The sequence below is a fragment of the Mesorhizobium sp. M0751 genome (assembly GCF_040320265.1).
Classification (GTDB): domain Bacteria; phylum Pseudomonadota; class Alphaproteobacteria; order Rhizobiales; family Rhizobiaceae; genus Mesorhizobium.
On sequence record NZ_JAMYPH010000017.1, the window covers coordinates 26,463 to 52,536 of the forward strand.

The window sequence follows — 26,074 nt, forward strand, 5'->3', positions numbered from 1 at the left end:
GACTGTCAGCAACGGGCCGCCAAATCGACCGTTCACCTACGACCCCTTGCCGCGTGAAAGCCGACATCCCTGTTGAGGACGTTAGGCGTTCCGGAACTACGGCAAGAGATCCGTCACAGCGCGCCCACTTCCGTCCATTGCCATAGGGAAGACAGTTAGATGGAGCCCAGTTCAATCTGAACGTATCCCGCTCTGGTCGGGGCGGCGATAGGCCTGGACTTCGCCCGGTTCGCTCAGGCTTTGCAGGGTGCCGGGTGCGGCGCCGCCGATCCAGCCCAGCACCGAGCGGGCGAGCTCGGCGCCGGCCAGCCGGAAGTTCTCGTTGACGACCAGCAATTCGCTGCGAAACAGGTGCAGAAGCTCCGACGATTGTTTGGATACCACATCGACATCGCGGCCAAGCTTGAGGCCGGCGTCCTCGATGCCGGCGACGATGGCGAGCGTCGCGGCGGCGGCGCTGCTGATGAAACCGTCCGGGCGGTTTTCGCGGCGCATCAGCTGCGCCGTCCGCATTCTGATCTGCTCGATCGAATGATCGATCGAAACGGTGTTGAACGGGATCTCGCTGGCGCCGACCTCGCTCAGCGCATCGGCAAAGCCGGCGAGCGTGTGGCCGTGATAGGTCAGCTCGACCGGCGGCGCCAGCAGCGCCAGCCGGCGGCGGCCGAGGCCGGCCAGATGGCGCACTGCCTCGGCCGCGAAAGCGTAATTGTCGAAATCGTGATAGGGATGGATCAGCCCCATATCGGTGCGGCCATGCGTGGCAAAGGGGATGCCGCGCTCCACCATATAACGGGCCCTCGGATCGTTCGGCTGCGTGCGCGAAATGATGACGCCGTCGGCTGAACCGGTTTCCACGAGGTAGCGGATCGGGTCGAGCGGATCCTGCGAGCGCGAGTAGGGCGTCACGATCAAATGATAGGGCGTGTCGGCAATGACTTCGGAAACGCCGTAGATGATATCCGAGACAAAGCTCATGATCTCGTGCTCGGTGTTGAGCACCAGGCTGATGACATTGGTCTTGCCGGTGCGCAGGCGTACGCCGGCACGGTTGGGCCGATAACCGATCTGCTTGGCGACAAGCTGGACGCGCCGCCTGGTCTCGGCGCCGATCTCGGGCGCATCCTTCAGCGCGCGCGACACGGTGGTGACGCCCAGCCCGGTCATGAAGGCGAGCGTCTTCAGTGTCGGCCGGCCCTGGCCCGACGCTTCGTCGGCCTTCTCTTTTTGATGCCTGTTCATTCGTCCCGCCCCGTCAGGCGCATAACAGTTGCCGAACCGCCCGGCAATCGGCCGGCCGCGGGTTCGCCGCGGGCCTTCACCGAATGAAACCGCTATATACTGAAACGTTACAGATTGTCACGACCATCGCCATATCACTGGTGACAGATGCAGAACGAGCGGTGCCGCAAATCGGTGCAAAACCGTGATTGGAACGGGCTTTTCCGATTTTTTGGCGTCGCAGCATTCCATTTTGCAGTGCAACCCCGCTTGTTGCGATGCGGTAGGCCAGTGAGCCGCGCGATTTTATTCGTGCTTCGAAAAAACTTGATACCACCTTCGCCTGAGGGGTTGCGCGCCTCAAGCAATTGCCGTATCGAAAATCTGTAACGTTTCAGATTCTGGGAGGAACGAAATGCGATACCAACTCATGACTGCTGCACTGGCTGCGACGGTCGCGCTGCAATTCGCCGGCCCGGCGGCCGCGACGGATCTGGAAGTCACCCATTGGTGGACCTCCGGCGGCGAGGCGGCAGCGGTCGCCGAACTCGCCAAGGCTTTCGACGCAACAGGCAATCATTGGGTGGACGGCGCTATCGCCGGCTCCGGCGGCACGGCGCGGCCGATCATGATCAGCCGCATCACTGGCGGCGACCCGATGGGCGCGACCCAGTTCAATCACGGCCGGCAGGCGGAAGAATTGGTGCAGGCCGGATTGATGCGCGACCTCACCGATCTCGCCACCAAGGAAAAGTGGACGGAAATCGTGCAGCCGAAGAGCCTGCTCGACGGCTGTACCCTCGATGGCAAAATCTATTGCGTGCCGGTCAACATCCACTCCTGGCAGTGGCTGTGGCTGTCGAATGCCGCCTTCGAAAAAGCCGGCGTGCCGGTGCCGAAGAACTGGAATGAATATGTCGCTGCGGCGCCCGCGCTTGAAAAAGCAGGCATCCAGCCGCTCGCGGTCGGCGGCCAGCCCTGGCAAGCCTCCGGCGCGTTCGACGTGCTGCTCGCGGCGGTCGGCGGCACCGACGCCTTCCTCAAGGTCTATAAGGACAAGGACGCGGAATTCGCCGCCGGGCCCGAAGTCGCCAAGGTCTTCAAGGCCGCGGACGACGCCCGCAAGATGGCGAAGAACACCAATGTGCAGGACTGGAACCAGGCCACCAATCTGGTCATCACCGGCAAGGCCGGCGGCCAGATCATGGGTGACTGGGCGCAGGGCGAGTTCCAGGTTGCCGGTCAGGTCGCCGGCAAGGACTATACTTGCCTTCCGGGCCTCGGTCTCAACGAGATGATCGCCACCGGCGGCGACGCTTTCTACTTCCCGCTGCTGAAGGACCCCGAAAAATCGAAGGCGCAGGAAGTGCTGGCCCACACGCTGCTCGATCCCAAGACGCAGGTCGCCTTCAATCTCAAGAAAGGTTCGCTGCCGGTGCGCGGCGACGTCGACCTCAAGGCGGCGAACGACTGCATGAAAAAGGGCCTCGAAATCCTCGCCAAGGGCAATGTCATGCCCTGGACCGATCAGCTGCTTTCGCAGGATACGCAGAAGCAAAAGGAGGATCTTTTCTCCGAGTTCTTCGCCAAGCAGGACATGACCGTGGAAGATGCGCAGAAGCGCTTCGCCGCCATCGTCGGTTCGGCCGATTGACCGATCGACCAACCGCCTCACTCCCGCCCCTGCGAGCGCAGGGTCGGGAGCTCGGGTCAAGGCCTCTTGACCTTCCCGCCCTTACCCGATCCAGCGCGGCTGTGCAGATGAGCAAGAGCGAACGCCCCAGCCAACTCTTTCGCAACCTCAATGCGAAAATCGCCTCGATCCCAATGATCTTCACCGCGCTGGTGATTTTTGTCGGCGGCACCGTCTGGACGGTGCTGTATTCCTTCACCAATTCCAAGCTGCTGCCGCGGCTGCACTTCGTCGGGATCGACCAGTATTACCGGCTGTGGGCAACGCCGCGCTGGCTGATCTCGATCGAGAACCTGCTGATCTACGGCGTGCTGTCGCTGGTGTTCTCGCTGGTCATCGGCTTCCTGCTTGCTGCCCTGCTCGACCAGAAGATCCGGTTCGAGGACACGTTCCGGACCATTTTCCTCTATCCCTTCGCCCTGTCCTTCATCGTCACCGGTCTCGTCTGGCAATGGCTGCTCAACCCAGAGTTCGGTGTCCAGGGAGTGGTGCGCAGCCTCGGCTGGACGAGCTTCAGCTTCAATCCGCTCTATGATTCCAGCATCGTCATCTACGGCATATTGATCGCCGCTCTCTGGCAAGGCACCGGGCTCATCATGTGCCTGATGCTGGCGGGCCTGCGCGGCATCGATGAGGATATCTGGAAGGCCGCGCGGGTCGACGGGATACCGACCTGGAAGACCTATCTGTTCATCATCATACCGATGATGCGGCCGGTCTTCATCACGACGCTCGTCATCGTCGCCTCCAACATCGTTCGCGTCTATGACCTTGTCGTCGCCCAGACCAGCGGCGGGCCTGGCATCGCCTCCGAAGTCCCGGCCAAATATGTCTATGATTACATGTTCTTCGCCCAGAACCTCGGCCAGGGGTTCGCCGCCTCGACGATGATGCTGCTGTCGGTGATCATCGTCATCGTGCCGTGGGCCTATCTCGAGTTCGGAGGCAAGAAGCGTGTCTGACCAAGCCGTTTCATCGCCTGCCATTGGCGCCGCCAGCGGGCTCGAAGCCTACGGGCCGAGCGGACCGAAGCCGCGCCACACGTTCTCGCGCCGCAACATCTTCCTCTACGGCACGCTGATCGTGGTCGCGCTCTACTATCTTTTGCCGCTCTACGTGATGGTGGTGACATCGCTCAAAGGCATGCCCGAGATACGCCTCGGCAACATCTTCTCGCCGCCGATGGAGATCACCTTCGAGCCCTGGGTCAAGGCCTGGTCGAGCGCCTGCACCGGGCTCAACTGCGACGGGCTGTCGCGTGGCTTCTGGAATTCGGTGCGCATCACCATCCCGTCGGTGATCCTGTCGATCGCGCTCGCCTCGGTGAACGGTTATGCGCTTGCCAACTGGCGCTTCAAAGGCGCCGACACCTTCTTCATCATCCTGATCGTCGGCGCCTTCATCCCCTATCAGGTGATGATCTATCCGATCGTCATCATCCTGCGGGAAGTCGGCCTTTACGGCAGCCTCAGCGGCCTGGTGATCGTCCATTCCATCTTCGGCATGCCGATCCTCACACTGTTGTTCCGCAACTACTTTACCTCCATGCCGGAGGAGCTGTTCCGGGCAGCGCGTGTCGACGGCGCCGGTTTCTGGGGCATTTACTTCCGCATCATGCTGCCGATGTCGCTGCCGATCTTCGTCGTCGCCATCATCCTGCAGGTGACCGGCATCTGGAACGACTTCCTGTTCGGCGTCGTCTACACCCGCCCCGACACCTATCCGATGACGGTGCAGCTCAACAACATCGTCAACTCGGTGCAAGGCGTGAAGGAATACAACGTCAACATGGCAGCCACCATCCTGACCGGCCTGGTGCCGCTGATCGTCTATTTCCTGTCCGGAAAATTGTTTGTGCGCGGCATCGCCGCCGGCGCGGTGAAAGGATGATGGCGATGAACGCAAACGGCAGCATTGCGGTAAACGGCAGCAAGGGGGCAAACGGCACCAGCGTCTCGATCCAGAACCTGTCGCTGAATTTCGGCGCGATATCGGTGCTGCAGACGCTCAACCTCGATGTCGCGGAAGGCGAGTTCATCGTGCTGCTCGGCCCGTCCGGCTGCGGCAAGTCGACCCTGCTCAACTGCATTGCCGGGCTGCTCGACGTTTCCGAAGGCCGCATCTTCATCAAGGGCAAGAACGTCACCTGGGAAGAGCCCAAGGATCGCGGCATCGGCATGGTGTTCCAATCCTATGCGCTCTATCCGCAGATGACGGTGGAGAAGAACCTGTCGTTCGGGCTGCGCGTTGCCGGTCTTGCCAAGGACGAGATCGCCAAGCGCATCGCCCGGGCCGCCGAGATCCTGCAGATCGAACCGCTCTTGCATCGCAAGCCGGCGGCCCTGTCCGGCGGCCAGCGCCAGCGCGTGGCGATCGGGCGCGCACTTGTGCGCGACGTCGACGTCTTCCTGTTCGACGAGCCGCTCTCCAACCTCGACGCCAAGCTGCGCGCGGAATTGCGCGTCGAAATCAAGCTGCTGCATCGCAAGCTCGAGAACACCATGATCTACGTCACCCACGACCAGATCGAGGCGATGACGCTGGCCGACCGCATCGCGGTGATGAAGGGCGGCGTCATCCAGCAGCTCGATGCGCCGCAGACCATCTATAACCGGCCGGTCAACCGGTTTGTCGCCGGCTTCCTCGGCTCGCCGGCAATGAACTTCCTCGACGGCAGGCTGGAGCAGGCGGCAGGCGACTGGCACTTTGTCGCCGAGGATGTGCGGATACCGCTTGCCACCTATACCTTCGAAAAGGACCCGGTGCCGGGGCCGGCCGTGTTCGGAATCCGCCCCGAGCACGTGGCGTTCAACAGCGGCACGGGATGGCCGTTCGCAGCCACGGCAAGTGTCGAGGTCGTCGAGCCCATGGGTTCCGACACGCTGGTCTGGCTGAAGCTCGGCGGCCAGAATTTCACGGTGCGGGTGACAGCCGAGCGCACGCCAAACAACGCCGAGGCCGTTGGCATCGGCTTCGACCCGATGCGCGCCTCGATTTTCGACGCCGCCACAGGTAACCGCCTCTAGAGCATGATTTAGCCTCCCAAGACTCTTCCATTCCCCCCAAGACTCATCCCCCAAGACTTACTCATCCCCCCAAAACTAACCATCCACAAGAAAACGGACAGAGACGATGAACTGGTCATTCCAACTTTACAGCGCCCGCAATTTCCAGCCCTGGGAGGGCGTGCTCAAAATGCTGGGCGAGCTTGGTTACAGCCAAGTCGAAGGGTTCGGCGGCGTCTATGACGATCCCAAGGCGTTCCGTGCCGAGCTCGACAAGAACGGCCTTGCCATGCCGACCGGGCATTTCTCGATCGACGCGCTCGAGAAGGATTTCGACGGCGTGCGCAGGACGGCCGACGCGCTCGGCATCACGCTGCTCATCTGCCCCTTCCTGAACGCCGAGTTCAGGCCGGCCGACGCGGCCGGCTGGCGCGGCTTCGGCGAACGCCTGGCCAAGGTCGGCGAGACGGCCAAGAAAGCCGGCTATGGTTTTGCCTGGCACAACCATGATTTCGAGTTCAAGGCGCTTGCCGACGGCTCGGTGCCGCAGGATCATATCCTGTCTTCCGCGCCCGATATCGGCTGGGAGATGGACGTCGCCTGGGTGGTGCGCGGCGGCGTCGATCCGCTGCCCTGGATCGAGAAGCACGGCAAGCGCATCGTCGCCGTCCATGTCAAGGACCTGGCCAAGCCGGGCGAGGGCCTCGACGAGGACGGCTGGTCGGACGTCGGCCACGGCACTATCGACTGGCCCGGCCTGATCAAGGCGCTGCGCGCCAAAAGCGCCGCAAAATACTACGTCATGGAACAGGACAATCCCAACGACATCGAGCGCTTCGCCCGCCGCTCGATCGCAGCCGCCAAGACCTATTAGGAGCACACCAGCATGGCAACAAAACTTGGGATCGGCGTCATCGGCTGCGGCAACATCTCGAAGGCGTATTTCTCACTGGCGCCGCTGTTTCGCGGCATCGAGATGCGCGCCTGCGCCGACATCAACATGGAAGCGGCGAAAGCGCGGGCAAAAGAGTTCAAGCTGCGCGCCGAGACCGTCGAGGGGCTGCTCAAGGCCGACGATATCGACATCATCGTCAACCTGACCATTCCGGCGGTGCATTATGAGGTGTCGAAGCAGATCCTCGACGCCGGCAAGCACGTCTATTCGGAGAAGCCCTTCGTGCTGTCGGTCAAGGAAGGGCTCGACCTGAAGAAACGGGCGGAAAACAAGGGGCTGCGCATCGGCTCTGCCCCCGACACCTTCCTCGGCGGCGCGCACCAGCTTGTCCGCGACCTGATCGACACCGGCAGGCTCGGCAGGATCACCAGCGGCACCTGTCATGTGATGAGCCATGGCATGGAGCACTGGCACCCCAATCCGGACTTCTTCTTCCAGCCGGGCGCCGGGCCGGTGCTCGACATCGGACCCTATTACATCACCAACCTGATCCAGTTGATCGGGCCGGTAAAGCAGGTCGCGGCTTTTGCTTCGATCCCGATGACGGAACGCGTCATCAGCTCGAAGCCGCGCGCCGGCGAAAAGATCCCGGTCTCCACGCCGACGACGATCCATGGTGTGCTGGAATTCGAGAACGGCGCCGTGGTGACGCTCAACACCAGCTGGGATGTCTGGAGCCACGGCCACGCGCCGATGGAGCTCTATGGCGAGGCAGGCACGGTGTTCGTGCCGGATCCGAACTTCTTCGGTGGCGAGGTGCGCTACACCGAAGCCGCCAAGCCGGTAAAGAAGCTGCCGAAATGGCGGCATCCGTTCGGCGTGCCCAACGAGATGCATTCGCATGGCATGATGGCCAACTACCGCACCGCCGGTTTGGCCGACATGGCGATCGCGATCAGGGAAGGTCGGCCGCATCGCTGCTCGATGGAGCTGGCGCTGCATGCCGTCGACGTCATGACCGGCCTGTTGCGCTCGGGCGAGACCGGAAAGTTCGTCGCCATGCAGACCAGCTGCGAGCGGCCTGCGGCACTCGGCGTCAAGGCGGCGAAGGAGCTGCTGGCGAAGAAGAAAACCAAGTAGGCGGCGCACCTCCCAAGCACCGCAAAAAGCCTCTCCCCGTTTGCGCGGGGAGAGGCTAAGGGTGGCAAGCTCGACTGCCCCACTGTCGCGGCGGCAGCCGTCGGGCTCGTTTCGATATGAGAATTTTCCATGCCCTATGTTCCCGCCGAAAACCGCTACGAAAAGATGGTCTACAATCGCTGCGGGCGGTCCGGCCTGAAGCTGCCGGCGATCTCGCTTGGGCTGTGGCACAATTTCGGCGACGACACGCCGCACAGAACCAAGCAGGCGATCACGCGCAAGGCCTTCGACCTCGGCATCACGCATTTCGACCTCGCCAACAATTACGGCCCGCCGCCCGGCTCGGCGGAGCGGGCCTTCGGCGAGATATTGCGGACGGACTTGGCCGGTTATCGCGACGAGCTGATCATCTCGACCAAGGCCGGCTACGAAATGTGGGCAGGACCTTATGGCGAATGGGGCGGCCGCAAATATGTGCTAGCCAGCCTCGACCAGAGCCTGAAGCGGATGGGGCTCGACTATGTCGACATTTTCTATTCGCACCGCTTCGACCCCGACACCCCGCTGGAAGAGACGATGGGCGCGCTCGATCACGCGGTGCGCTCGGGCAAGGCGCTTTATGCCGGCATTTCCTCCTATAATTCGCAGCGCACCCGCGAGGCCGCCGACATATTGAAGCAGCTCGGCACGCCTTGCGTGATCCATCAGCCGAGCTATTCGATGCTCAACCGCTGGGTCGAGGATGACGGCCTGCTCGACACGCTCGAGGGGCTTGGCGTCGGCTCGATCGTGTTCTCGCCGCTGGCGCAAGGCATGTTGACCGACAAATATCTCGGCGGCATCCCCGATGGCAGCCGCGCCAGCCAGGGCAAGTCGCTGCGCCCGGCATTCATCAACGACAAATCGATCGCCAATATCGAGGCGCTGAACGTCATCGCCCGTCGCCGCGGCCAGACGCTGGCACAGATGGCGCTGGCCTGGGTGCTGCGCCGGGGCAGGGTGACGTCGGCGCTGATCGGCGCCAGCCGGCCGGACCAGGTCGAGGATTGCGTCGGCGCGCTGAAGGCGCTCGACTTCAGCGATGCCGAGCTCGCCGAGATCGACACCTTTGCCCGCGAGTCGGACATCAACCTCTGGGCGGCATCGGCCGAACGCAAGGGGCCGCCACGGAAGTAGGCGACGACGGCCGGGCAGCCGTGAATGCTCTAACTTTCGGCTGCCTTGAGGTTCCGCGCGGCTTCCTCGAGCGTCGCCCTGTCGTTGCCAAGCCTGTCGATCAGCTCTTGCGCCTGATCGCCGGTTATCCCGGTGCGCATCGCCAGTGCCTCGACCGTCAGAACGTCGGAACTGGCGATCGTTCCAGCTGGACCGTGCGCGGCCGCGTCATCATCAGCCTGGCCGGTCGTCGTCTCATCGTAGCCAAGCTCTTGCTTCGCCTGCTGCCAATGACGCTCATGCGCGCCATCCGGGCGGCCCTCGCGCATCCAGATTTCATAGGCTCGCTGCCGAATCTTTTCATGCCGATCGTTGTCCATGACGGTTCCTCCCTTGTGGCGTTTTCACCAACGCGGGGAGCGCCGGAACGATCCTATGTTCAAGCCGATTTTGCACACATGCCGGACAAAACCCAGTCTCTCATCGAACAAACACCGGGCAGACGCGTTTTGCGGAGGAACCTAGATAGCGGGCCGGCCGTTGAGCCGAACCTGAGCAAAGGAGATTACCATGGCCGACGAACCGAACGAATCCGCAACGCCGAAGATGACTCAACGTGAAGCTCAGGAAGCCCTGGAGAAGCAGGTCGCGCAGCTGAGGCGCGAGATCAGCAAGATCAATCGGACCTTAGCCGAACGCGCGGAAGAGGCGATCGAAGACGCCGGCGGCTGGTATGACAACGCTGCTGAGCGCGCCTCCCGGACGGCACAAGCCCTCCGCAACAGGGCGCAGACGGTGTCCGGGGTCGTCCAGGACAATCCCGGCACGGTATCGTCGGCATTCATACTCGGAGCGGCTGTAGGGGCGCTACTCGGCCTCACCTTGGCCGCCACGGACCAGCGCCGCGATCGCTGGTTCTAGTCCCGACCAAAGTTTCCTGGCAGAAGCGGCGGGATTGCTCCCGCCGTTTATCAGCAGGCGAAAGCGGTCAGGGCGTGGCCGGCTTCTGGGCCGTGCCGAGGGCTTTGGGTGCTGCGGGCACGGGCGCTGCCGTTTTCATCTTCTCCTCGATCCAGCCGGTGTAATTGGCCAGCCGCGTGTAGATGCCGTAGGCGTTCTTGTGGCCGCAGGCGGTGCCGCCGTCGGCCGGACCTTCGCCCCAGCTGACGACGCCGACCTGCACCGGGCCATCGGCGCCGGTCATGAACAGCGGTCCGCCGCTGTCGCCATTGCAGGCGTCGCGCTCGCCGCTGGCGGTGCCGGCGCAGATCATGTTGCCGGTCAGCGGATCGGCCATATCGGCAGCAATCGCGTTGGCGGCCGCCTCGATGCCCCTTTCCGAATAACGCATGCGGCGGGCGAGCTCGCCGAGCGCTGCTTTCAAATCACGCGCATAAATCGCCTTGATGCCGCTGTTGCAGGTTGCGTTCGGCTGGAGGTCCAGGTCGGCGACCATCAGCGCGGTGGGAAATGTTCCGTCCTGCATCTTGCCCCAGCCGGTGACCGTCGTCTTGCCGGCGTCGGGGGTCGGCTCACGGGCAATTTTGATGGTCGGGGCATCAGCCGGCTCGGCCAGCCGGATCAGGCCGAGATCGTTGTCCAGCGTCTGCTCGCTATAGCCCTCGTTGACGATGATCTCCACCGCCTTGTAGCGCTTGCCCTCGCTGAGATCGGTGGCGCCGGTGAGCACGGTCACCACATCAGGCGAAATCGGCTCGCCGTCGTCATTGAGGCAGTGCGCCGCCGTCAGCACCCATTGCGGCGCGATCAGGCTGCCGCCGCAGAACTGCGCATTCGCCTGCGAGGCCGGGCTTTTGTCCAGTTTGCCGGTGGTCAGCAATGCCACCTGGAACGGGTAAGCGCCCTTCTCGGCCTCTTTGCCGCCGTAGACGCGATCGGCGCCGTCGGGGTCCTCCGCCCTGGCCTTGGCCCTCGCCTCGGCCACGCGTTTCATCGGCGAGATCGCCGCCTCCGGCCGGGCGGCCGCGTCCGTAGCATGAACGGAATTGACGGCCGGCACGGCCGCCGCGATGCCGAGCAGCGCGGCGGCAATCGGTCTGAACCTATGGATGATCTTCACCTCGAACCCCCCTGAGACGATGTTCCCGACAGGTCAGTCGCCGACGCATGATCCACTGAAATGGAACCGGCCGGTGAGATCATGCTCCACGGCGAAGCACGATCCGTCACAAAGCCGAGCACCATTTCTGCCAGTCGTGCTGTCGAGCCAAACCCGCCCAAAATCCTATAGCCCCCCACGGGCTATGTGGAAGCAATTTGTCGTTGCCAATGTTGGATTATTTTAGGCAGTATACCGTTGCAGGCATTTTTGGCGGGGACCTAAACTGGCTGCACTGAATAATGGCCCGGTAAAGGCACCGGTAACCAATTTCATTTTTCTGCGCCACCACGATCTCGACAATATTTCTCTATCTTGATCCAGTCCTTGCTGACTTTTTGGGAGAGTCTCACCATGACAAAACTGACACATAGCATTATTGCGTCCGCGTTGCTTTCCACCGCAATGTGGGCGGTTCCTGCCTTGGCAGCCGATCCAGGTTCCGCCAATGCCGGCAACGGCGAAAGCATGCGGGACGTAACATCGGGCGATTACAAGCCTGGCCGGGCGAAACCGATCGCCCCGCCGAAATTGACCGACGACGAGGCCAATCGCGCCGCGCCGCTCACCGACGAAGCAACTGCCGTCAAATCCTACGGCATCATCGGCCGCTCCGCCGATGGCAAGGACATCAAGATCGACCCGAACGAGACGCTGAAGGACCTTGTCATCAAGGAAATGAACGCGCCCGCCGACGGGCAGAAGTCCGATAATTCCGGGCTGAACGGAGGCGAAGAGGCCGGCCGCCAGGTGTTCGGCACGGACGACCGCGAGCAGATCAAGAATACCAAGACCTACCCGTTCACCGCGATCGGCTATCTCGAAGGCAAATCGAAGAGCGGCAGCTATGGCAGCTGCTCGGCGACACTGATCGGCCCGCGCACGGTGCTCACCGCGGCGCACTGCCTCTACAGCCACGAAGACAAGGCCTGGCTCGACGATATCCTGTTCGTCCCGGCCCTCAATGGCAAAACCGCCGACGACGCACCGTTCGGCGCCTTCACCTATGAAAGCGCCTATGTCATCCAGGGTTTCATCGACAATTACCAGGGCTTTTACGGCTCGGTCGTGCCGTGGGATCTCGGCATCGTCACCCTGAAACAGGATGTCGGCACCAATCTCGGCTGGCTGGGCTATGCCAACTATGTGGATCTCGGCGATTTTACCGCCAACATCATCGGCTATCCCGGCGACAAGCCGATGGGCACGATGTGGAAGGCGACCTGCGAAGTGCACGCCGAAAACATCGCCACCGAGTATTTCCAGTACGACTGCGACACGTATCCAGGATCGAGCGGCAGCTCGGTCTATGCCTATGACAATGGCTCCAAGCAGCGCGTCATCACCGGCGTGAACGTGGCCGAGAGCCCGGATGCCAATACCGCCGTGCGCCTGAACGCCATCAACGTCCAGTGGATCAACAGCCTGTACAAATAGGCGTGCAGAATTTCGGCCGCGATCGTCGCGGAGAATTAGCCGGCGGCGGAGCATTTCCGTCGCCGGCTTTCGCATTTTGGGGGATTATCTGGACTGGGTCGAAGGTGGCGCCTGGCGCACATAGTTCTCGATCGGCAGGGCGAAGGTCGGCGAGCCGGCCTTGCGCTCCTTGTCGATATAGCCGGCAAAATAGCTCCAGAAGGAAGCGGCATAGTCGCGGAAATAGGAGTCGGCGACCTCGCGCGAGCACAGCCTGCCTTCGACGCAGAAGGAAAGGCGGTTGAGGAAATAGACGATGCGGTCGAAATTATCGCTGAACTCGGTAAGCGGCATGTCGCCGCCAGTTGCGCTCATTGCCTCGATGCCGATGCGTTGCCGATAGACCTGTTCCTCGGTCGGCGTCGGATTGGCGCTGAGCAGATTGCCGTATTTGGCGTTGAGCGCCGCCAGGCGTTGCTTGAGGGCCCGTTGCGCCTGCTGGTAGTCCTTGCTTTCCCAGAGCTCGACCAGCGACATCGTCTGCTCGACGCGCTTCTGCTCCTGGTTTGCCAGGAAGTGGTAGACCGAAAAGATCAAGGTGAAGATGATCGCCAGGCGCACCAGCAATCCGGACCAGGCATAGACGAGCATGCGCCAGTCGCGATCGGTGAACGGGTTCGCCTCCTTCTTGACCTCGTGATTGCTCACCCACGGCAGGCCTTCGACGGTTTCCGGCAGCGACACCGGCTTCTTTCCCGATGCAGGCGCTGACACTGCCTGCTGCGTTGCGCTGCCCCCTGCTTTCGTCATCCGCAGCTGTCCAGTTCTATGGTGGCGGACGGGTCGAGCACGATGCCCGGCGTCTCCAGCTTCTTCTTCAGGCAATCCAGCTGCGTGCGCGAAACGATGAACTGCACGTCAGGCGCCACCTGCGCCTTGCCTGGCGACGGCAACGCTTCGACCACGCCGCGTGAGGTACAGCTGCTGAGATCGACGACGACGGCGGTGTTGCCGGTTTTGGCGATCTGGTCGTACTGGTCGAGAAAGCAGCTCGCCAGTTCGGAGTTGATGACGACCTCCTTGGCGCAGAGGCCGCAAGCCTCGTCCGCCGAGGCATTGCCGGCCAGCAACAGCCCGGCGGCAAGGCCGGCGATTGTTGCGTGCCACGAAAATACGATCCCGTTCACGAACGCCCTCATCCGTTCCGTTCGGCCGCCGACAGCGGCGGTCGAAGAATGTTCATTATCAGCCGATCAGGCAAGAGGCCCGGCCGCCTGATCCCGCCTCAGGCGCGTGGCACCGTCTCCATCGGGAAGATCATCACGGCGCCCTTCGACGTCTTGTCATCGGTGAGCCGCATGGCCGACCGCGTCGCCGGCGCCATGCCGATATCGGCCAGCATGTCGGAGAAACTTGGCTGTCCCAGTCCGCGCGTTACCGAGACAACGCCGTCTTGCGCCAGGAAACTCAGGTCCTGCTTCTCGCTCTGCGGCGGTGCTTCGGTCAAGACGGCGATCATCCGCTCCATGCCGAAGCTGGTATCGGTGAATTTGAACAGGCCTTCCTCGAGCACGGCGCCTTCGGTCAGGCGCTCGGCAAGAAAATGCTGGATGGAATAGTCGGAGCCGACGTAGAGCACGTTGATGTCGACCAGGTTGGTCGAGCCGTTCCTGGCCAGCACGTGCACCTGATCGTCGGGCGAAACACGCGGCACCGTCGACGGTTCGATCGGCTGCAGCGTGTCACTGTCAAAACGCTTGATCCGGAACTCGACACTGACTTCTTCCGGCCGATAGTCGGAAGCGGCGGCTAGCCGCGACAGGCCGATGGCGCGGAAGATTTTCGTCAGAGTCCCTGCCGCGGCATCGATCAACTTTTCGCGGCCATCCGGATGAATGACGATCGACGGCGGCTTGCTGCCGTCCTTGAGAGTCATGTCGCCCGAAGCCGGCAGGAACCACAACGCCGGCGCGTCGGTGGCATCTTCCGTGGCGCCGCCAATGGCGTTCTCGCGCAGCACGGCGAGACGCAGATCTGCGGTCTTGCCCGGCTCGACCAGCGCGATGTGGAATCCTGAGTTCTGCCTGGCCGCCAGATCGTCGAGAACCGAGTTCGCCAGCGCTGCCGCCTTCTCCAAGCCTTTGGCCGCCGCCGGCCGCGCGACCACGAGCTTGTAGTCGACGGCGAGCTCGGCCAGCCGGGCATAGGCATTGGCGGGGATGTCGGCCAGCTTGAGCGCCGGTTTACCGCCAAACTCGACCGGCTGGACGCGGCTTTCCAGGTTCTTCGCCGACTGCACCTGGAGATAGCCAAGCGCCTCGGACAGCAGCGACAGCGCCGACGGCAATATTGCGAGCCTGCTGCCTGGAGTGAGCCGATGCAGCAGCCCGGCGCCGATCGTGGCTTTGTCGCTCTCGATGACGATCGGCCATTGCATGACCGCGTCGGTCTTGTCGGTGCCGAAGACGCGTGCGTCGAGTTCTCCCTCGAACAGCGGCGTTGGCCGGGTGCGGCCGTCCGCCGAATATTGCTGCAGCACCGCCTGGCCGAGCTGGCGGTAAGTGATGTTGGGGTTCTCGGCCAGTTTCGACAGGATGGTGAAGGTGAACAGCCCGAAACGCGGCGCATCGGCCGTGCCCTTGGGCAGCGGCATCTCAGGTGTCGTCTCGACCGTCTGCGCCGCGTAGAAGGCGACCAATTTACCCTTGGTGGTCGGCTCGGCGCCGGTCGGCGTCAGCTTGAAAGCCGGCTTGCGCTGCCCGTCCTCGTCAAAGCCGCGCGGCGCGGCCGACGCAATCCCGTCATAGGCTTTCACCGCAGCCGCCCTGGCAGCGTCGTCGCCCCCGACCAGATCGGCGAACTCGACCTTGCGTTCCAGCTCGTCGTCGACCTCGGCGGCGCGCGTCGCCGTGCCGGAATGGCAGCAGTCGAACACGGCCCAGATAAAGGCGCCCTTGTCGCGAATGGCGTCGAGCGCGGTGCCGATCTCGTTGTCGACCAGCGCATTGGGCACACCCTGTTCGCGGTTCACCCATTTGTCGATGTCGGACGGCAAGAAAATCTCGTCGAGGCCGTCGGTCTCGTCGCCCTTGTTCGCCGCCGGCTGTTGCGCGCCATGACCGGACAGATGCAGGTAGACGAAATCGTCGCGCTGGACCTTGGCGGCAAGGTCGGCCAACGCCGCCTTGATCGCCGCATGTGTCGGCGGTCCGTTGGCGCCTTCGACATCCTTGGCGAGCAGCGTGACGTTTTCGGCTGAAAACTTCACCGGCGCGGGCGTGTTCTTCAGGAGGTAATCGCGCACCAAGCCGGCATCGTTCTTCGGTCCGATCAGCCAGTTTTTCTTCGGCAGGTTCGGGTAATCGGTGCAGGCAACAAGCAGCGCATGGTAGGTGCGCGCCGCTGCGAATGCCCGAAACGGCACCAGGCCGGCAGCGGCCAGCGCGGACGTGCCGGCAAGCAGCGTCCGCCGCGTCACTTTGATCATGATTGCTTCCCCAAGCCCGATCGAATTTCCAAGCACGGCCAGCCTGGCCGACGATTTTGTCAGTATTTTGAATATGGCGCCGCCGGCCAGCCGACCACCGGCTGCGAATAGAAACAGTAGCAAAAATGGCAGTTCGTCGCTATCTCAATGGAAAAGGTCCGATTGCATGCGAACTGGCATTGATCGGCATGGAGCGGCTTGGAACAGGATCATGGCGGCAAGGGATGTACTGACGAAGAACCAGCTTTGCGTTCTCGAGAAACTCGAGGCCGCCAGCGGCCCGCTCAGCGCCTATACGTTGCTCGACCAATTGCGCGAGCGCGGTTTTCGCGCGCCGCTGCAGGTCTACCGGGCGCTCGACACGCTGGTGAAGTCCGGCTTCGTGCACAGGCTCGAAAGCCTCAATTCCTTCGTCGCCTGTGCCGAGCCGCACGACCACAGCCATTCGATGACGGCGTTTGCCATCTGCGACACCTGCGGCCAGGTAACCGAGTTCTCCGACCACGATGTCGGACACCGGCTCGACGAATGGGTGCGTTCGACTGGCTTCGCCGCCAAGAAGGCGGTGATCGAGTTTCGTGGGACATGTGCAAAGTGTTTGGCCGAGGCGGCTTAGCAAGCCGGCGCAACGCGCCTCGCGTTCGGCAGGCTGCCGCGTAAATCGGACCTTCATAGCCTGCGGCGGGTGTCGGCCGCGCGAACGGTATCCTCATATACGAAGGTGCCGTGATCGGCCTCTGCTAGCCCCGCTGTGACCGCGCTGCGCTCTGGTTTCGACGTCGCATATACACCAGTTCGCCGCGCCTCGATGACGCGGGCGTAATTAGCAAGTTCCTCTTGGTCTTCGCGAGGCCAAGCCTCCGCACGCTTTACGAGACTCTCGAGTATCTTGGTGATCATGAGGGCTTTGTATCATACTGGGGACGCGTTTGGATTTTTCACTTTGCGCCGATTCCAGGCGTTTGCGCTGCCCCTCACCCTTACCCTCTCCCCGTGAAGGACGGGGAGAGGTGCCCGGCAGGGCGATGAGGGGCGGCGCCGAGGACTATCAGTTGGTGCTGTTATGGAATGCAGAAGCCGCCGTTCGCAGGCCGGCGTCGCTTGAACACAACACGGCCCTAATGCGCCTCTTCCCAGTTGTTGGCGGCGCGGGCGTCGACGTGCAGCGGCACCGACATCGATACTGCGGGCATCGCGGCGTTCTCCATCACGTGGCAGACGACCGGGATCGTCGCCTCGACCTCGGCTTCGACCGTCTCGAAAACCAGCTCGTCATGCACCTGCAGCAGCATGCGGGCAGAAAGCCTGGCCTTTTCCAGCGCCTCGTCCATGCGGATCATGGCGCGGCGGATGATGTCGGCGGCGGTGCCCTGCAGGCGTGCGTTGATCGAGGCGCGCTCGTTGAAGGCGCGGACTGAGGGATTTGACGATCTGATCTCCGGGTAGTGGATGCGGCGGCCGAAAATGGTCTCGACGAAGCCGTGCTCGCGGGCATAGGCCTTGGTCGCGTCGATATAGTCGCGGATGCCGGGGAAGCGCTCGAAATATTTCTTGATGTAATCGCCGGCTTCCTCGCGCGCGATCGACAGCTGGTTGGCGAGGCCAAAGGCCGAAATGCCGTAGATGATGCCGAAATTGATCGCCTTGGCACGACGGCGCACTTCCGATGGCATGCCCTCGACCGGCACGTTGAACATTTCAGACGCGGTGATCGCGTGGATGTCGGCACCGTCGGCGAAGGCCTGCTTGAGCTGCGGGATTTCGGCGACATGGGCCAGCACGCGCAATTCGATCTGGCTGTAGTCGGCGGATACCAGCTTGTTGCACTTGTCGGCGATGAAGGCCGTCCTGATCTTTCGGCCCTCGACAGTGCGCACCGGAATGTTCTGCAAATTGGGGTCCGACGACGACAGCCGGCCGGTTGTCGTCGCGGCAAGCGCGTAGGAGGTGTGGACGCGCTTGGTGTCGGGATGGATGAAGCCGGGCAGCGCATCGGTATAGGTCGATTTCAGCTTGGTCAGCTGGCGCCAGTCGACGATCTTGCGCGGCAATTCGTGGCCTTCGGCGGCGAGGTCTTCGAGAAGCTGCGCCGAGGTCGACCACTGGCCGGTCTTGGTTTTAGAACCGCCGGGCAGGCCCATCCTGCCGAACAGGATGTCGCCGAGCTGTTTTGGCGAGCCGATGTTGATGCGTTCGCCGACCAGCTGGTAGATCTCGTCCTCGAGCCGTGCGGCACCCTGTGCCAGTTCGCCGGAGAGCCGCGACAGGATCTGCCGGTCGACCGAGATGCCGCGCTGTTCCATCCGCGCCAATACCGGCACCAGCGGCCGTTCCAGCCGTTCATAGACCGAGACCAGGCCCTTGGCGGCAAGCCGCGGCTTCAGCACCTGCCAGAGCCTGAGCGCGACGTCGGCGTGCTCGGCCCCGTAAGCCGTCGCCCTGCCGAGGTCGGCCTGATCGAGGCCGACGAAGCTTCTTCCCGAACCGGCCAGTTCCTTCAGCGGAATCGTCGCGTGGCCGAGCCATTTATCGGCCAGCGCCTCCAGGCCATGGCCACCATGGGTGCCGGCCTCGAGCACGTAGGAGATCAGCATGGTGTCGTCATAGGGTCCGATCTCGATACCGTGACGGCTCATGACGACAAGGCGGTATTTCATATCGTGCACGATCTTGAGGACGGATTTGTCCTCGAGCAGCGGCTTGAGCAACGCCAGTGCGTCGCGGATCGGGATCTGGTTTTCGACCGCGCCGCCGCCGAGCAGGTCGCCATTGCCGTTCTTATGGGCAAGCGGCACATAGGCGGCATGGCCGGGCGCGACGGCCATGGCAAGGCCGATCAGTTCGGCCCGCATCGGATCGGGCGAGGAGGCCTTAACGTCGAAGGCGACGATGCCTCTCTCCATCGCCTCGGCGATCCAGGCCTTCAGCGTCGCGGCGTCGCGGATGCAGGTGTAGGCGCTGGTGTCGATCTTGCGGGCGGTGGCAGCCTCCAGGCGAAGCGCCGAAAGCAGCGATGGGGTGTCGCCTTGCTTGGCTGCGGCCGGGGCTTCGAGTGCCGCTTCGTCCGACGGCGGTGCGCTCTCGGCGGCAGCTGGCACGCCAAAACCCATATCGGGGCCATGCGCGGTATCGGCACGCTCTATCGTGACGGGGGTGGCTGGAACGTCGCCCGCGTCGGTTCCGGTCGCTTCGGCGACGCGGCGGGTCAGCGTCGAGAATTCCATGGTCTTGAGAAAGCCGATCAGCCTGGGGCCGTCCGGCGCATGCAACACGAACTCGTCAAGCCCCTCGGTCACCGGCACGTCGTTCTTCAGCGTCACCAGGTCACGCGAGATGCGCGCCTTGTCGGCATTGGCGATGATCGATTCGCGCCGCTTGTCCTGCTTGATCTCGCCGGCGCGGGCGAGCAGCGTGTCGAGGTCGCCGAACTGTTCGAGCAATTGCGCCGCCGTCTTCGGCCCGATACCGGGCACGCCCGGCACATTGTCGACCGAATCGCCGGTCAGCGCCTGCAGGTCGATCATCTTCTGCGGCGGCACGCCCCATTTCTCGATCACCTCGGGAACGCCGATCTGGCGGTCCTTCATCGGGTCGTACATGGCAACCGTTGGGCCGACCAGCTGCATCAGATCCTTGTCGGAAGAGATGATGGTGGTGTCGGCGCCGGCTTCGCAGGCAAGCCGGCAATAGGTGGCGATCAAATCGTCGGCCTCGTAACCTTCAGTCTCAAGGCATGGCAGGTTGAAGGCCCTGGTCGCCTGGCGGATCAGGCCGAACTGCGGGATCAAGTCTTCGGGCGGCGCCGAGCGGTTGGCCTTGTATTCGGGGTAGAGGTCGTTGCGGAAGGTCTTCGACGAATAATCGAAAATCACGGCGAAATGCGTCGGCACGATGCCGACATCGGTGTTGCGGGCGTCCTGCGTCAGCTTCCAGACCATGTTGCAGAAGCCGAGCACGGCACTGGTCGGCAGCCCGTCGGACTTGCGGGACAGTGGCGGGAGCGCGTGATAGGCACGGAAGATGTAGCCGGAACCGTCGACAAGGAAGAGATGATCGCCTTTTTTCATGGCACGAGGGATAGCGCGGCGCAGCGCCGCGGTCCATGCCAAAGGCGGCTTGCGCCAAGCGTTCCGGCAACACCCTGACAAATGGCGTGCGAGCCTGGCCGCCCATTGCGGCTTGCTCGGAGCTTTGTTCGCTCACGCCTATGTTACAAAAGTGTAATTTTTGTGCCCTTGAATCGCCACGTTCGCAGACACAGATAAACGCCATCGGCAGTTTTCGCCGAAGTCCGGAGCAAGGCCCGTCCCCCGCCTATCCCGGACACTTGCGGCAGCCTATCCCCCCTCTCCGGGCTGCCGCATCGTTTCGAGTAAGGCCGCCGTGGTTCCCCCTCCACCACGGCGGCATTTTTTTGCCTTTCGACAGGAAGCTGTGGCCCAACGGTCGCGGGCTTTCCGTTTCGCCGCATGGGCTCTAGATTCGCCGCCAGAATCGAAAGGCCTCCCAGATGTCCGCAGTTTCCCTTGTTCTCGACCGCCTCGACAAGAACTTCGACCAGAGCCTGGAACGCCTGTTCGGCCTGCTCGCCATCAAGTCGATCTCGACCGATCCGGACTACGCCGCCGACTGCCGCAAGGCCGCCGAATGGCTGGTCGCCGAGCTCAAGCTGATCGGCTTCGACGCCAGCGTGCGCGACACGCCGGGGCATCCGATGGTGGTCGCGCATCACGATGGGCCGGCGGGCGCGCCGCATCTGTTGTTTTACGGCCATTACGACGTCCAGCCGGTCGATCCGATCGAATTGTGGGAAAGCGACCCGTTCGCGCCGGCGGTCAAGGAGATCGAGCCCGGCCATAAGGTGATCACCGGTCGCGGCGCGGCCGACGACAAGGGTCAGCTGATGACCTTCGTCGAGGCCTGCCGCGCATGGAAGCAGGTGCATGGCGGATTGCCGTGCCGCATCACGATCCTGTTCGAGGGCGAGGAGGAGTCCGGATCGCCGTCGCTGAAGCCGTTTCTCGAAGCGAATGCTGACGAGCTCAAGGCCGATTTCGCGCTGGTCTGCGACACCGGCATGTGGGACCGCGATACGCCATCGATCTGCGTCTCGCTGCGCGGGCTGGTCGGCGAGGAGATCACGGTGACGGCCGCCGACCGCGACCTGCATTCCGGTCTCTATGGCGGTGCGGCCGCCAATCCAATCCGCATCCTGGCAAAAATCCTGGCCGACATCCACAATGCGGACGGCCACGTCACCATTCCGGGTTTCTATGACGGCGTCGAGGAAACGCCGTCGCAGATATTGCAGTCGTGGCTGTCGCTCGGCGAGACCGCCGAGACCTTCCTCGGCCCCATCGGCCTGTCGATCCCGTCCGGCGAAAAGGGCCGCTCGGTGCTCGAACTGACCTGGGCGCGGCCGACGGCCGAGTTCAACGGCATTATCGGCGGCTACACCGGCAAGGGCTTCAAGACGGTGATCGCAGCACAAGCCTCGGCGAAAGTCTCCTTCCGCCTCGTCCACAAACAGGATCCGGAAAAAATCCGCGCCGCCTTCCAGGCATTCGTCAGGCAGCGCGTTCCGGCCGACTGCTCGGTCGAATTCCACCCGCATGGCGGCTCGCCGGCGATCCAGCTTTCCTACGACTCGCCCTTCCTCGCCAAGGCCAAGCAGGCGCTGTCCGACGAATGGCCGAAACCGGCGGTGGTGACCGGCAGCGGCGGCTCGATCCCGGTGGTCGGCGATTTCCAGACCTATCTCGGCATGGAATCGCTGCTGGTCGGTTTCGGCCTCGACGACGACCGCATCCACTCACCGAACGAGAAGTACGAGATGAGCTCCTTCCACAAGGGCCAGCGCTCCTGGGCTCGCATTCTCGAGGCGCTGACACGCTGAAATTGCGCCAGACTCAAGTTTCTGTTGATTTTTCGCCGGATCGCGGCAAGGACGGGCATGGTCCGTCGCGCATCGCTGCACGGGGCCGCGACCGGAGAAGACGATGAGCGACATACGTTTCCACAAAAACGATCTGCCCGGCCTGCTGCATTACGATGTCGGGGCGATCGCCATCGACACCGAGACGCTGGGGCTGAACCCGCATCGCGACCGGCTGTGCGTCGTGCAGATATCGCCGGGCGACGGCTCGGCCGACGTCATCCAGATCGCGCCCGGCCAGAAGAAGGCGCCGAATCTCGTCAGCCTGCTCAAGAACCGCAGCATCACCAAGCTTTTTCATTACGGCCGCTTCGATCTTGCCGTGCTCTACAACGCCTTCGGCGTCATGCCTGAGCCGGTGTTCTGCACCAAGATCGCGTCGCGGCTGACGCGCACCTACACCGACCGGCACGGGCTGAAGGACATCTGCTTCGAGCTTCTCGGGGTCGGCCTGTCGAAGGCGCAGCAATCGTCGGACTGGGCGGCCGAGACGCTGTCGCCCGAGCAGCTCGAATATGCCGCCTCCGACGTGCTCTATCTGCACCGGCTGCGCGACGTGCTGAGCGCGCGGCTGGCGCGCGACAACCGGACCAGGGAGGCCGATGCCTGCTTCCGCTTCCTGCCGACGCGTGCGAAACTCGACCTGATGGGCTGGGATGAGGAGGATATCTTCGCCCACAGCTAATGGCCTTCATGATAATTCTACTCCGGCGGCCATCTGGCGCAGTTTTCTCCGCTTCCGGCCTTCGCCGGCCGAAGCATTCTGAGCGGTCGTGGCAGTTAAGGCTATGGCCGGCGTAGGCCGGTGCTCACGGACCCAAATGTCCGCTGCGCTCCGGTTCTCGAAAACCACGCCATATGTCTCGCCGGAGCGAATTCTCATAAAGGCCATCGGCCAGCAACCGAGGGCGCTTGTCCCGGCGCTCCGTTCGCTTCACCGGGAGGAATTGACATGGCTGCGCGAAAACCGATCGAAACGGCACCGAAGGATGGTTCCAAGGTCACCGTCTATTGGCAGGACAGCGACGGCGTGATGAACGAGAGCATCGCGCAATACCGTTCGCTCGACCGGCTGAAGGCGGCCGGCGGCGACTGGGACGAAAGCGATGCCGGCTGGTGGGCCTATACCGACGGCCATACGCAAAGGAAGATCGAGCCAATCAGCTGGCGGCCGGCCTCCGACGATCCGGACGCCGACGACTGAGGGCTGTCGCAATCGCCGAACTCGGCGCTGCCCCTCAACCCCCTGCCGGGACCTTCTCCCCGTGAAGGACGGGGAGAAGGGGCTTGTCGCAACGCCGGCGATCTCCCCTCTCCCCGTCGTTCACGGGGAGAGGGTAAGGGTGAGGGGCAGCGCCGACCTGAAGTGATTATTCTGAGGCAAGGCGTATTTTGTTCTTGCTTTGTGCCGGCAGCTATGCTACTAATTTCAGTATGGTGCTAATTGGCTCCAACGACCCGCCCGCCGAGGCGGGTTTTTCATTTCCGGCTTTGGCACTGTCGCGGGCCGCGCGTGTTTCGCAAGCGATTGAATACAGTTTACTTCGATTTTTCCCGACTTAACCCGCCTTTAAACCGCCGCATCTAGTCTTCAACCCAAACGCCATAGGCATGGGGAAGACAGCACAGCGCATGGCGAACCGGAAAGACAGCCGCATCGAGCCCAGCTTCGAGGCATCGCCGGGGGCGAGATCCTCGTCCGGTTTTTCGGTGAGCGAGGAGGACCGCGTCGTGCCGAGCAACCGAAAAGCCGCTGCAAAGCGCAAATCGTCCAAGGCCAAGCCGTCACGCGGCGGGCGGGGCAAAGGCCGGCGCGGCGCGTTCGGCGTGCTTGCCCGGCTGTTCTACTGGTGCTTCGTGCTGGCCATCTGGGGCGGCATCGCCACTGCCGGCATCGTCGTCTATTACGGCGCGAAAATGCCGGCGGCCACCACCTGGGCCATTCCCGACCGAGCCCCCAACATCAAGATCGTCTCGGTCGACGGCCAGCTGCTTGGCAATCGCGGGATGAGCGGCGGCGAGGCCGTCGGCCTGCACGAAATGTCGCCCTATATTCCCGAGGCCGTCATCGCCATCGAAGACCGCCGCTTCTATTCGCATTTCGGCATCGATCCGATCGGCCTTTCCCGGGCTATGGCGACCAATGTGCTGGGCGGGCATTTTTCGCAGGGCGGTTCGACGCTGACCCAGCAATTGGCCAAGAACCTGTTCCTGACGCCGGACCGCACCCTGGAACGCAAGGTGCAGGAAGTGCTTTTGGCGCTGTGGCTGGAGCACAAGCATACGAAGGACCAGATCCTCGAAATGTACCTCAACCGGGTTTATTTCGGCTCCGGCGCCTATGGCGTCGAAGCGGCCTCGCGCCGCTATTTCGGCAAGAGCGCGCGCGACGTCACGCTGTCGGAAGCCGCACTTCTCGCCGGCCTGCTCAAGGCGCCGTCGCGGCTGTCGCCGGCGCGCGACCCGAAGGCGGCCGAACAGCGTTCGCAGCTGGTGCTCGCCGCGATGCGCGACGAAGGCAAGATCAGCGCCAAGGAGATGACCACGGCGATGAGCGCGCCGGCGACGCGTTCGCCGTCCTACTGGACCGGCTCGGAAAACTATGTCGCCGACACGATCATGGAAGAACTGCCCGACCTGATCGGCGACGTGCGCCGCGACATCGTCGTCGACACGACCGTCGATCTGACGCTGCAGAAGCTCGCCGAGCAATCGATCCGCCGGCTGATCGACCAGAGCGGCAAGAAGCTCAACGTCAGCCAGGGCGCGCTGGTGTCGATCGACAATTCCGGCGCGGTGCGCGCAATGGTCGGCGGTTATGATTATTCGACCAGCCAGTTCGACCGCGCCTCGGAAGCACGCCGCCAGCCGGGCTCGGCGTTCAAGCCGTTCGTCTATATGGCGGCGCTGGAATCCGGCCGTACGCCCGACAGCGTGCGCAACGACGCGCCGATCAAGATCGGCAACTGGACGCCCGACAATTACGGCGGCAAATATTTTGGCAAGGTGACACTGGCGACGGCGCTGGCAAAATCGCTGAATTCGGTTGCCGCGCAGCTGACCATGGAAGTCGGACCGAATGCGGTGGTCGAGGCGGCGCACCGCATGGGCATCCAGTCCGAGCTGACGGCCAACACCTCGATCGCGCTCGGCACCTCGGAAGTGACGCCGCTGGAACTGACGTCGGCCTATGTTCCCTTCGCCAATGGCGGTTATAAGCCGGATATCCATTTCATCCGCCGCATCACGACGAGCGACGGCAAGGTGCTCTACGAAAACAATGGCGGCGGTGCGCCGCGCGTCGTCAAGGCCGACATCGTCGGCATGATGAACTCGATGATGACCGGCACGGTCGAGATCGGCACGGCCAGGAAGGCGGCGTTCGCCTGGCCGGCGGCCGGCAAGACCGGCACCAGCCAGAACTCGCGCGATGCCTGGTTCATCGGCTATACAGCCAACCTGACCACCGGCGTCTGGTTCGGCAACGATGACGGCAGCGCGATGAAGAAGGTCACCGGCGGCGCACTGCCGGCGCAGGCCTGGCACGAGTTCATGGTCGCCGCCCATGAGGGCGTGCCGGTGCGGCCGCTGCCCGGAACCTGGAAATCGACGCCGCCCGACACCGTCGTCCCGGACGACATACCGTCCGACACGGCACCGCCTGCGCCGGTCGCTTCCGTTGGCCAATCGACGCCGCCCGCAGCAGCCACCCAGTCGGCTTCGCGTCCCGCGCGTCCTGCCGAGACGGTCGATGCCGGCGGCCTGGCCATGCCGGGCGTCGACAGCGCTACCGGATCGATCAAGCATCCGGTGCCGCCCGGCGAAGTCGGCGGCCCGGTCAAGAAGCGGCAGACCTCGATCCTGGATATTCTGACAGGCGGCTGAACGTCAAAGCCATCAGACTGATCGGGATTGACAAACTCGGCCTATAGTTGATCAGTTGGTCGACTATTGCCGGGTAAGGCGAACGATGGAAGCTGTTCGTAGGTTCAACCGTCTGAGCTTTGA

21 protein-coding genes are annotated in these 26,074 nt (G+C 63.1%); 14 read left to right on the plus strand and 7 right to left on the minus strand.

Annotated features, from left to right (window positions below; translation table 11 throughout):
• Positions 1 to 171 precede the first annotated feature (171 nt).
• Positions 172 to 1,242 (minus strand): LacI family transcriptional regulator, encoded by a 1,071-nt coding sequence (locus NKI19_RS23480; RefSeq protein ID WP_352491750.1) that lies wholly within the window; start codon positions 1,240 to 1,242, stop codon positions 172 to 174.
• 394 nt (positions 1,243 to 1,636) lie between these two features.
• Between NKI19_RS23480 and NKI19_RS23485 the strand changes: the two genes are divergently transcribed.
• The 7 genes from NKI19_RS23485 (at position 1,637) to mgrA (ending at position 9,130) form a co-directional block, all read left to right on the plus strand.
• A complete protein-coding gene (locus NKI19_RS23485; protein ID WP_292663281.1) occupies positions 1,637 to 2,875 on the plus strand; it encodes an ABC transporter substrate-binding protein in 1,239 nt (412 codons plus the stop codon).
• A 107-nt stretch (positions 2,876 to 2,982) separates the two neighbouring features.
• Positions 2,983 to 3,876: a carbohydrate ABC transporter permease gene (locus NKI19_RS23490; RefSeq protein WP_352491749.1), complete on the plus strand. Its 894-nt coding sequence runs from the start codon at positions 2,983 to 2,985 to the stop codon at positions 3,874 to 3,876.
• A complete protein-coding gene (locus tag NKI19_RS23495) occupies positions 3,869 to 4,804 on the plus strand; it encodes a carbohydrate ABC transporter permease (protein WP_352491748.1) in 936 nt (311 codons plus the stop codon). Before NKI19_RS23490 ends, NKI19_RS23495 begins: the two co-directional genes overlap by 8 nt.
• A gap of 5 nt (positions 4,805 to 4,809) precedes the next feature.
• Complete coding sequence (locus NKI19_RS23500) at positions 4,810 to 5,940, plus strand: ABC transporter ATP-binding protein (protein WP_352491747.1); 1,131 nt, start codon at positions 4,810 to 4,812, stop codon at positions 5,938 to 5,940.
• A gap of 106 nt (positions 5,941 to 6,046) precedes the next feature.
• On the plus strand, positions 6,047 to 6,793 hold the full coding sequence (locus NKI19_RS23505) for a sugar phosphate isomerase/epimerase family protein (protein ID WP_292664725.1): 747 nt from the start codon (positions 6,047 to 6,049) through the stop codon (positions 6,791 to 6,793).
• 12 nt (positions 6,794 to 6,805) lie between these two features.
• Complete coding sequence (locus NKI19_RS23510; RefSeq protein WP_352491746.1) at positions 6,806 to 7,954, plus strand: Gfo/Idh/MocA family protein; 1,149 nt, start codon at positions 6,806 to 6,808, stop codon at positions 7,952 to 7,954.
• A 129-nt stretch (positions 7,955 to 8,083) separates the two neighbouring features.
• Entirely contained in the window at positions 8,084 to 9,130 is a 1,047-nt protein-coding gene (mgrA, locus tag NKI19_RS23515; protein WP_352565597.1) for an L-glyceraldehyde 3-phosphate reductase, read from the plus strand.
• A 29-nt stretch (positions 9,131 to 9,159) separates the two neighbouring features.
• Here the strand turns inward: mgrA and NKI19_RS23520 are convergent, their stop codons facing one another.
• Positions 9,160 to 9,489 (minus strand): DUF2934 domain-containing protein, encoded by a 330-nt coding sequence (locus NKI19_RS23520; protein WP_352491744.1) that lies wholly within the window; start codon positions 9,487 to 9,489, stop codon positions 9,160 to 9,162.
• Between the two features lie 190 nt (positions 9,490 to 9,679).
• On the opposite strand from NKI19_RS23520, the gene NKI19_RS23525 reads away from it, so the two are divergent.
• Positions 9,680 to 10,030, plus strand: coding sequence for a hypothetical protein (locus NKI19_RS23525; RefSeq protein WP_352488592.1), 351 nt, complete (start codon positions 9,680 to 9,682; stop codon positions 10,028 to 10,030).
• 67 nt (positions 10,031 to 10,097) lie between these two features.
• On the opposite strand, the gene NKI19_RS23530 is transcribed toward NKI19_RS23525, so the two are convergent.
• A complete protein-coding gene (locus tag NKI19_RS23530; protein ID WP_352488593.1) occupies positions 10,098 to 11,189 on the minus strand; it encodes a S1 family serine peptidase in 1,092 nt (363 codons plus the stop codon).
• A 393-nt stretch (positions 11,190 to 11,582) separates the two neighbouring features.
• Between NKI19_RS23530 and NKI19_RS23535 the strand changes: the two genes are divergently transcribed.
• Entirely contained in the window at positions 11,583 to 12,665 is a 1,083-nt protein-coding gene (locus NKI19_RS23535; protein ID WP_352488594.1) for a trypsin-like serine peptidase, read from the plus strand.
• An 84-nt stretch (positions 12,666 to 12,749) separates the two neighbouring features.
• Here the strand turns inward: NKI19_RS23535 and NKI19_RS23540 are convergent, their stop codons facing one another.
• From NKI19_RS23540 to NKI19_RS23550, 3 genes are all read right to left on the minus strand, one after another.
• Positions 12,750 to 13,454 carry a DUF4760 domain-containing protein gene (locus NKI19_RS23540; RefSeq protein ID WP_352488595.1) on the minus strand — a complete coding sequence of 235 codons (705 nt, stop codon included), beginning with the start codon at positions 13,452 to 13,454 and terminating at the stop codon, positions 12,750 to 12,752.
• Entirely contained in the window at positions 13,451 to 13,831 is a 381-nt protein-coding gene (locus tag NKI19_RS23545) for a hypothetical protein (protein ID WP_352488596.1), read from the minus strand. The genes NKI19_RS23540 and NKI19_RS23545 overlap by 4 nt, the downstream gene beginning before the upstream one ends.
• A 98-nt stretch (positions 13,832 to 13,929) precedes the next feature.
• Entirely contained in the window at positions 13,930 to 16,131 is a 2,202-nt protein-coding gene (locus tag NKI19_RS23550) for a caspase family protein (protein ID WP_352488598.1), read from the minus strand.
• A 211-nt stretch (positions 16,132 to 16,342) separates the two neighbouring features.
• On the opposite strand from NKI19_RS23550, the gene NKI19_RS23555 reads away from it, so the two are divergent.
• Complete coding sequence (locus tag NKI19_RS23555; RefSeq protein WP_023675234.1) at positions 16,343 to 16,747, plus strand: Fur family transcriptional regulator; 405 nt, start codon at positions 16,343 to 16,345, stop codon at positions 16,745 to 16,747.
• A gap of 502 nt (positions 16,748 to 17,249) precedes the next feature.
• On the opposite strand, the gene polA is transcribed toward NKI19_RS23555, so the two are convergent.
• A complete protein-coding gene (gene polA, locus NKI19_RS23560; protein ID WP_352565599.1) occupies positions 17,250 to 20,198 on the minus strand; it encodes a DNA polymerase I in 2,949 nt (982 codons plus the stop codon).
• Positions 20,199 to 20,641: 443 nt separating this feature from the next.
• Here polA and NKI19_RS23565 point away from each other — a divergent pair, with 443 nt between their 5' ends.
• From NKI19_RS23565 to NKI19_RS23580, 4 genes are all read left to right on the plus strand, one after another.
• Positions 20,642 to 22,027: a M20/M25/M40 family metallo-hydrolase gene (locus tag NKI19_RS23565; protein ID WP_352488601.1), complete on the plus strand. Its 1,386-nt coding sequence runs from the start codon at positions 20,642 to 20,644 to the stop codon at positions 22,025 to 22,027.
• Positions 22,028 to 22,130: 103 nt separating this feature from the next.
• The gene (locus tag NKI19_RS23570) at positions 22,131 to 22,751 is read left to right on the plus strand and encodes a ribonuclease D (protein WP_352488602.1); all 621 of its coding nucleotides are present in this window, start codon (positions 22,131 to 22,133) and stop codon (positions 22,749 to 22,751) included.
• A gap of 267 nt (positions 22,752 to 23,018) precedes the next feature.
• Positions 23,019 to 23,270 carry a hypothetical protein gene (locus NKI19_RS23575; protein WP_352448348.1) on the plus strand — a complete coding sequence of 84 codons (252 nt, stop codon included), beginning with the start codon at positions 23,019 to 23,021 and terminating at the stop codon, positions 23,268 to 23,270.
• Positions 23,271 to 23,698: 428 nt separating this feature from the next.
• Positions 23,699 to 25,951 (plus strand): transglycosylase domain-containing protein, encoded by a 2,253-nt coding sequence (locus tag NKI19_RS23580; protein WP_352488603.1) that lies wholly within the window; start codon positions 23,699 to 23,701, stop codon positions 25,949 to 25,951.
• The last annotated feature ends 123 nt before the right edge of the window (positions 25,952 to 26,074 follow it).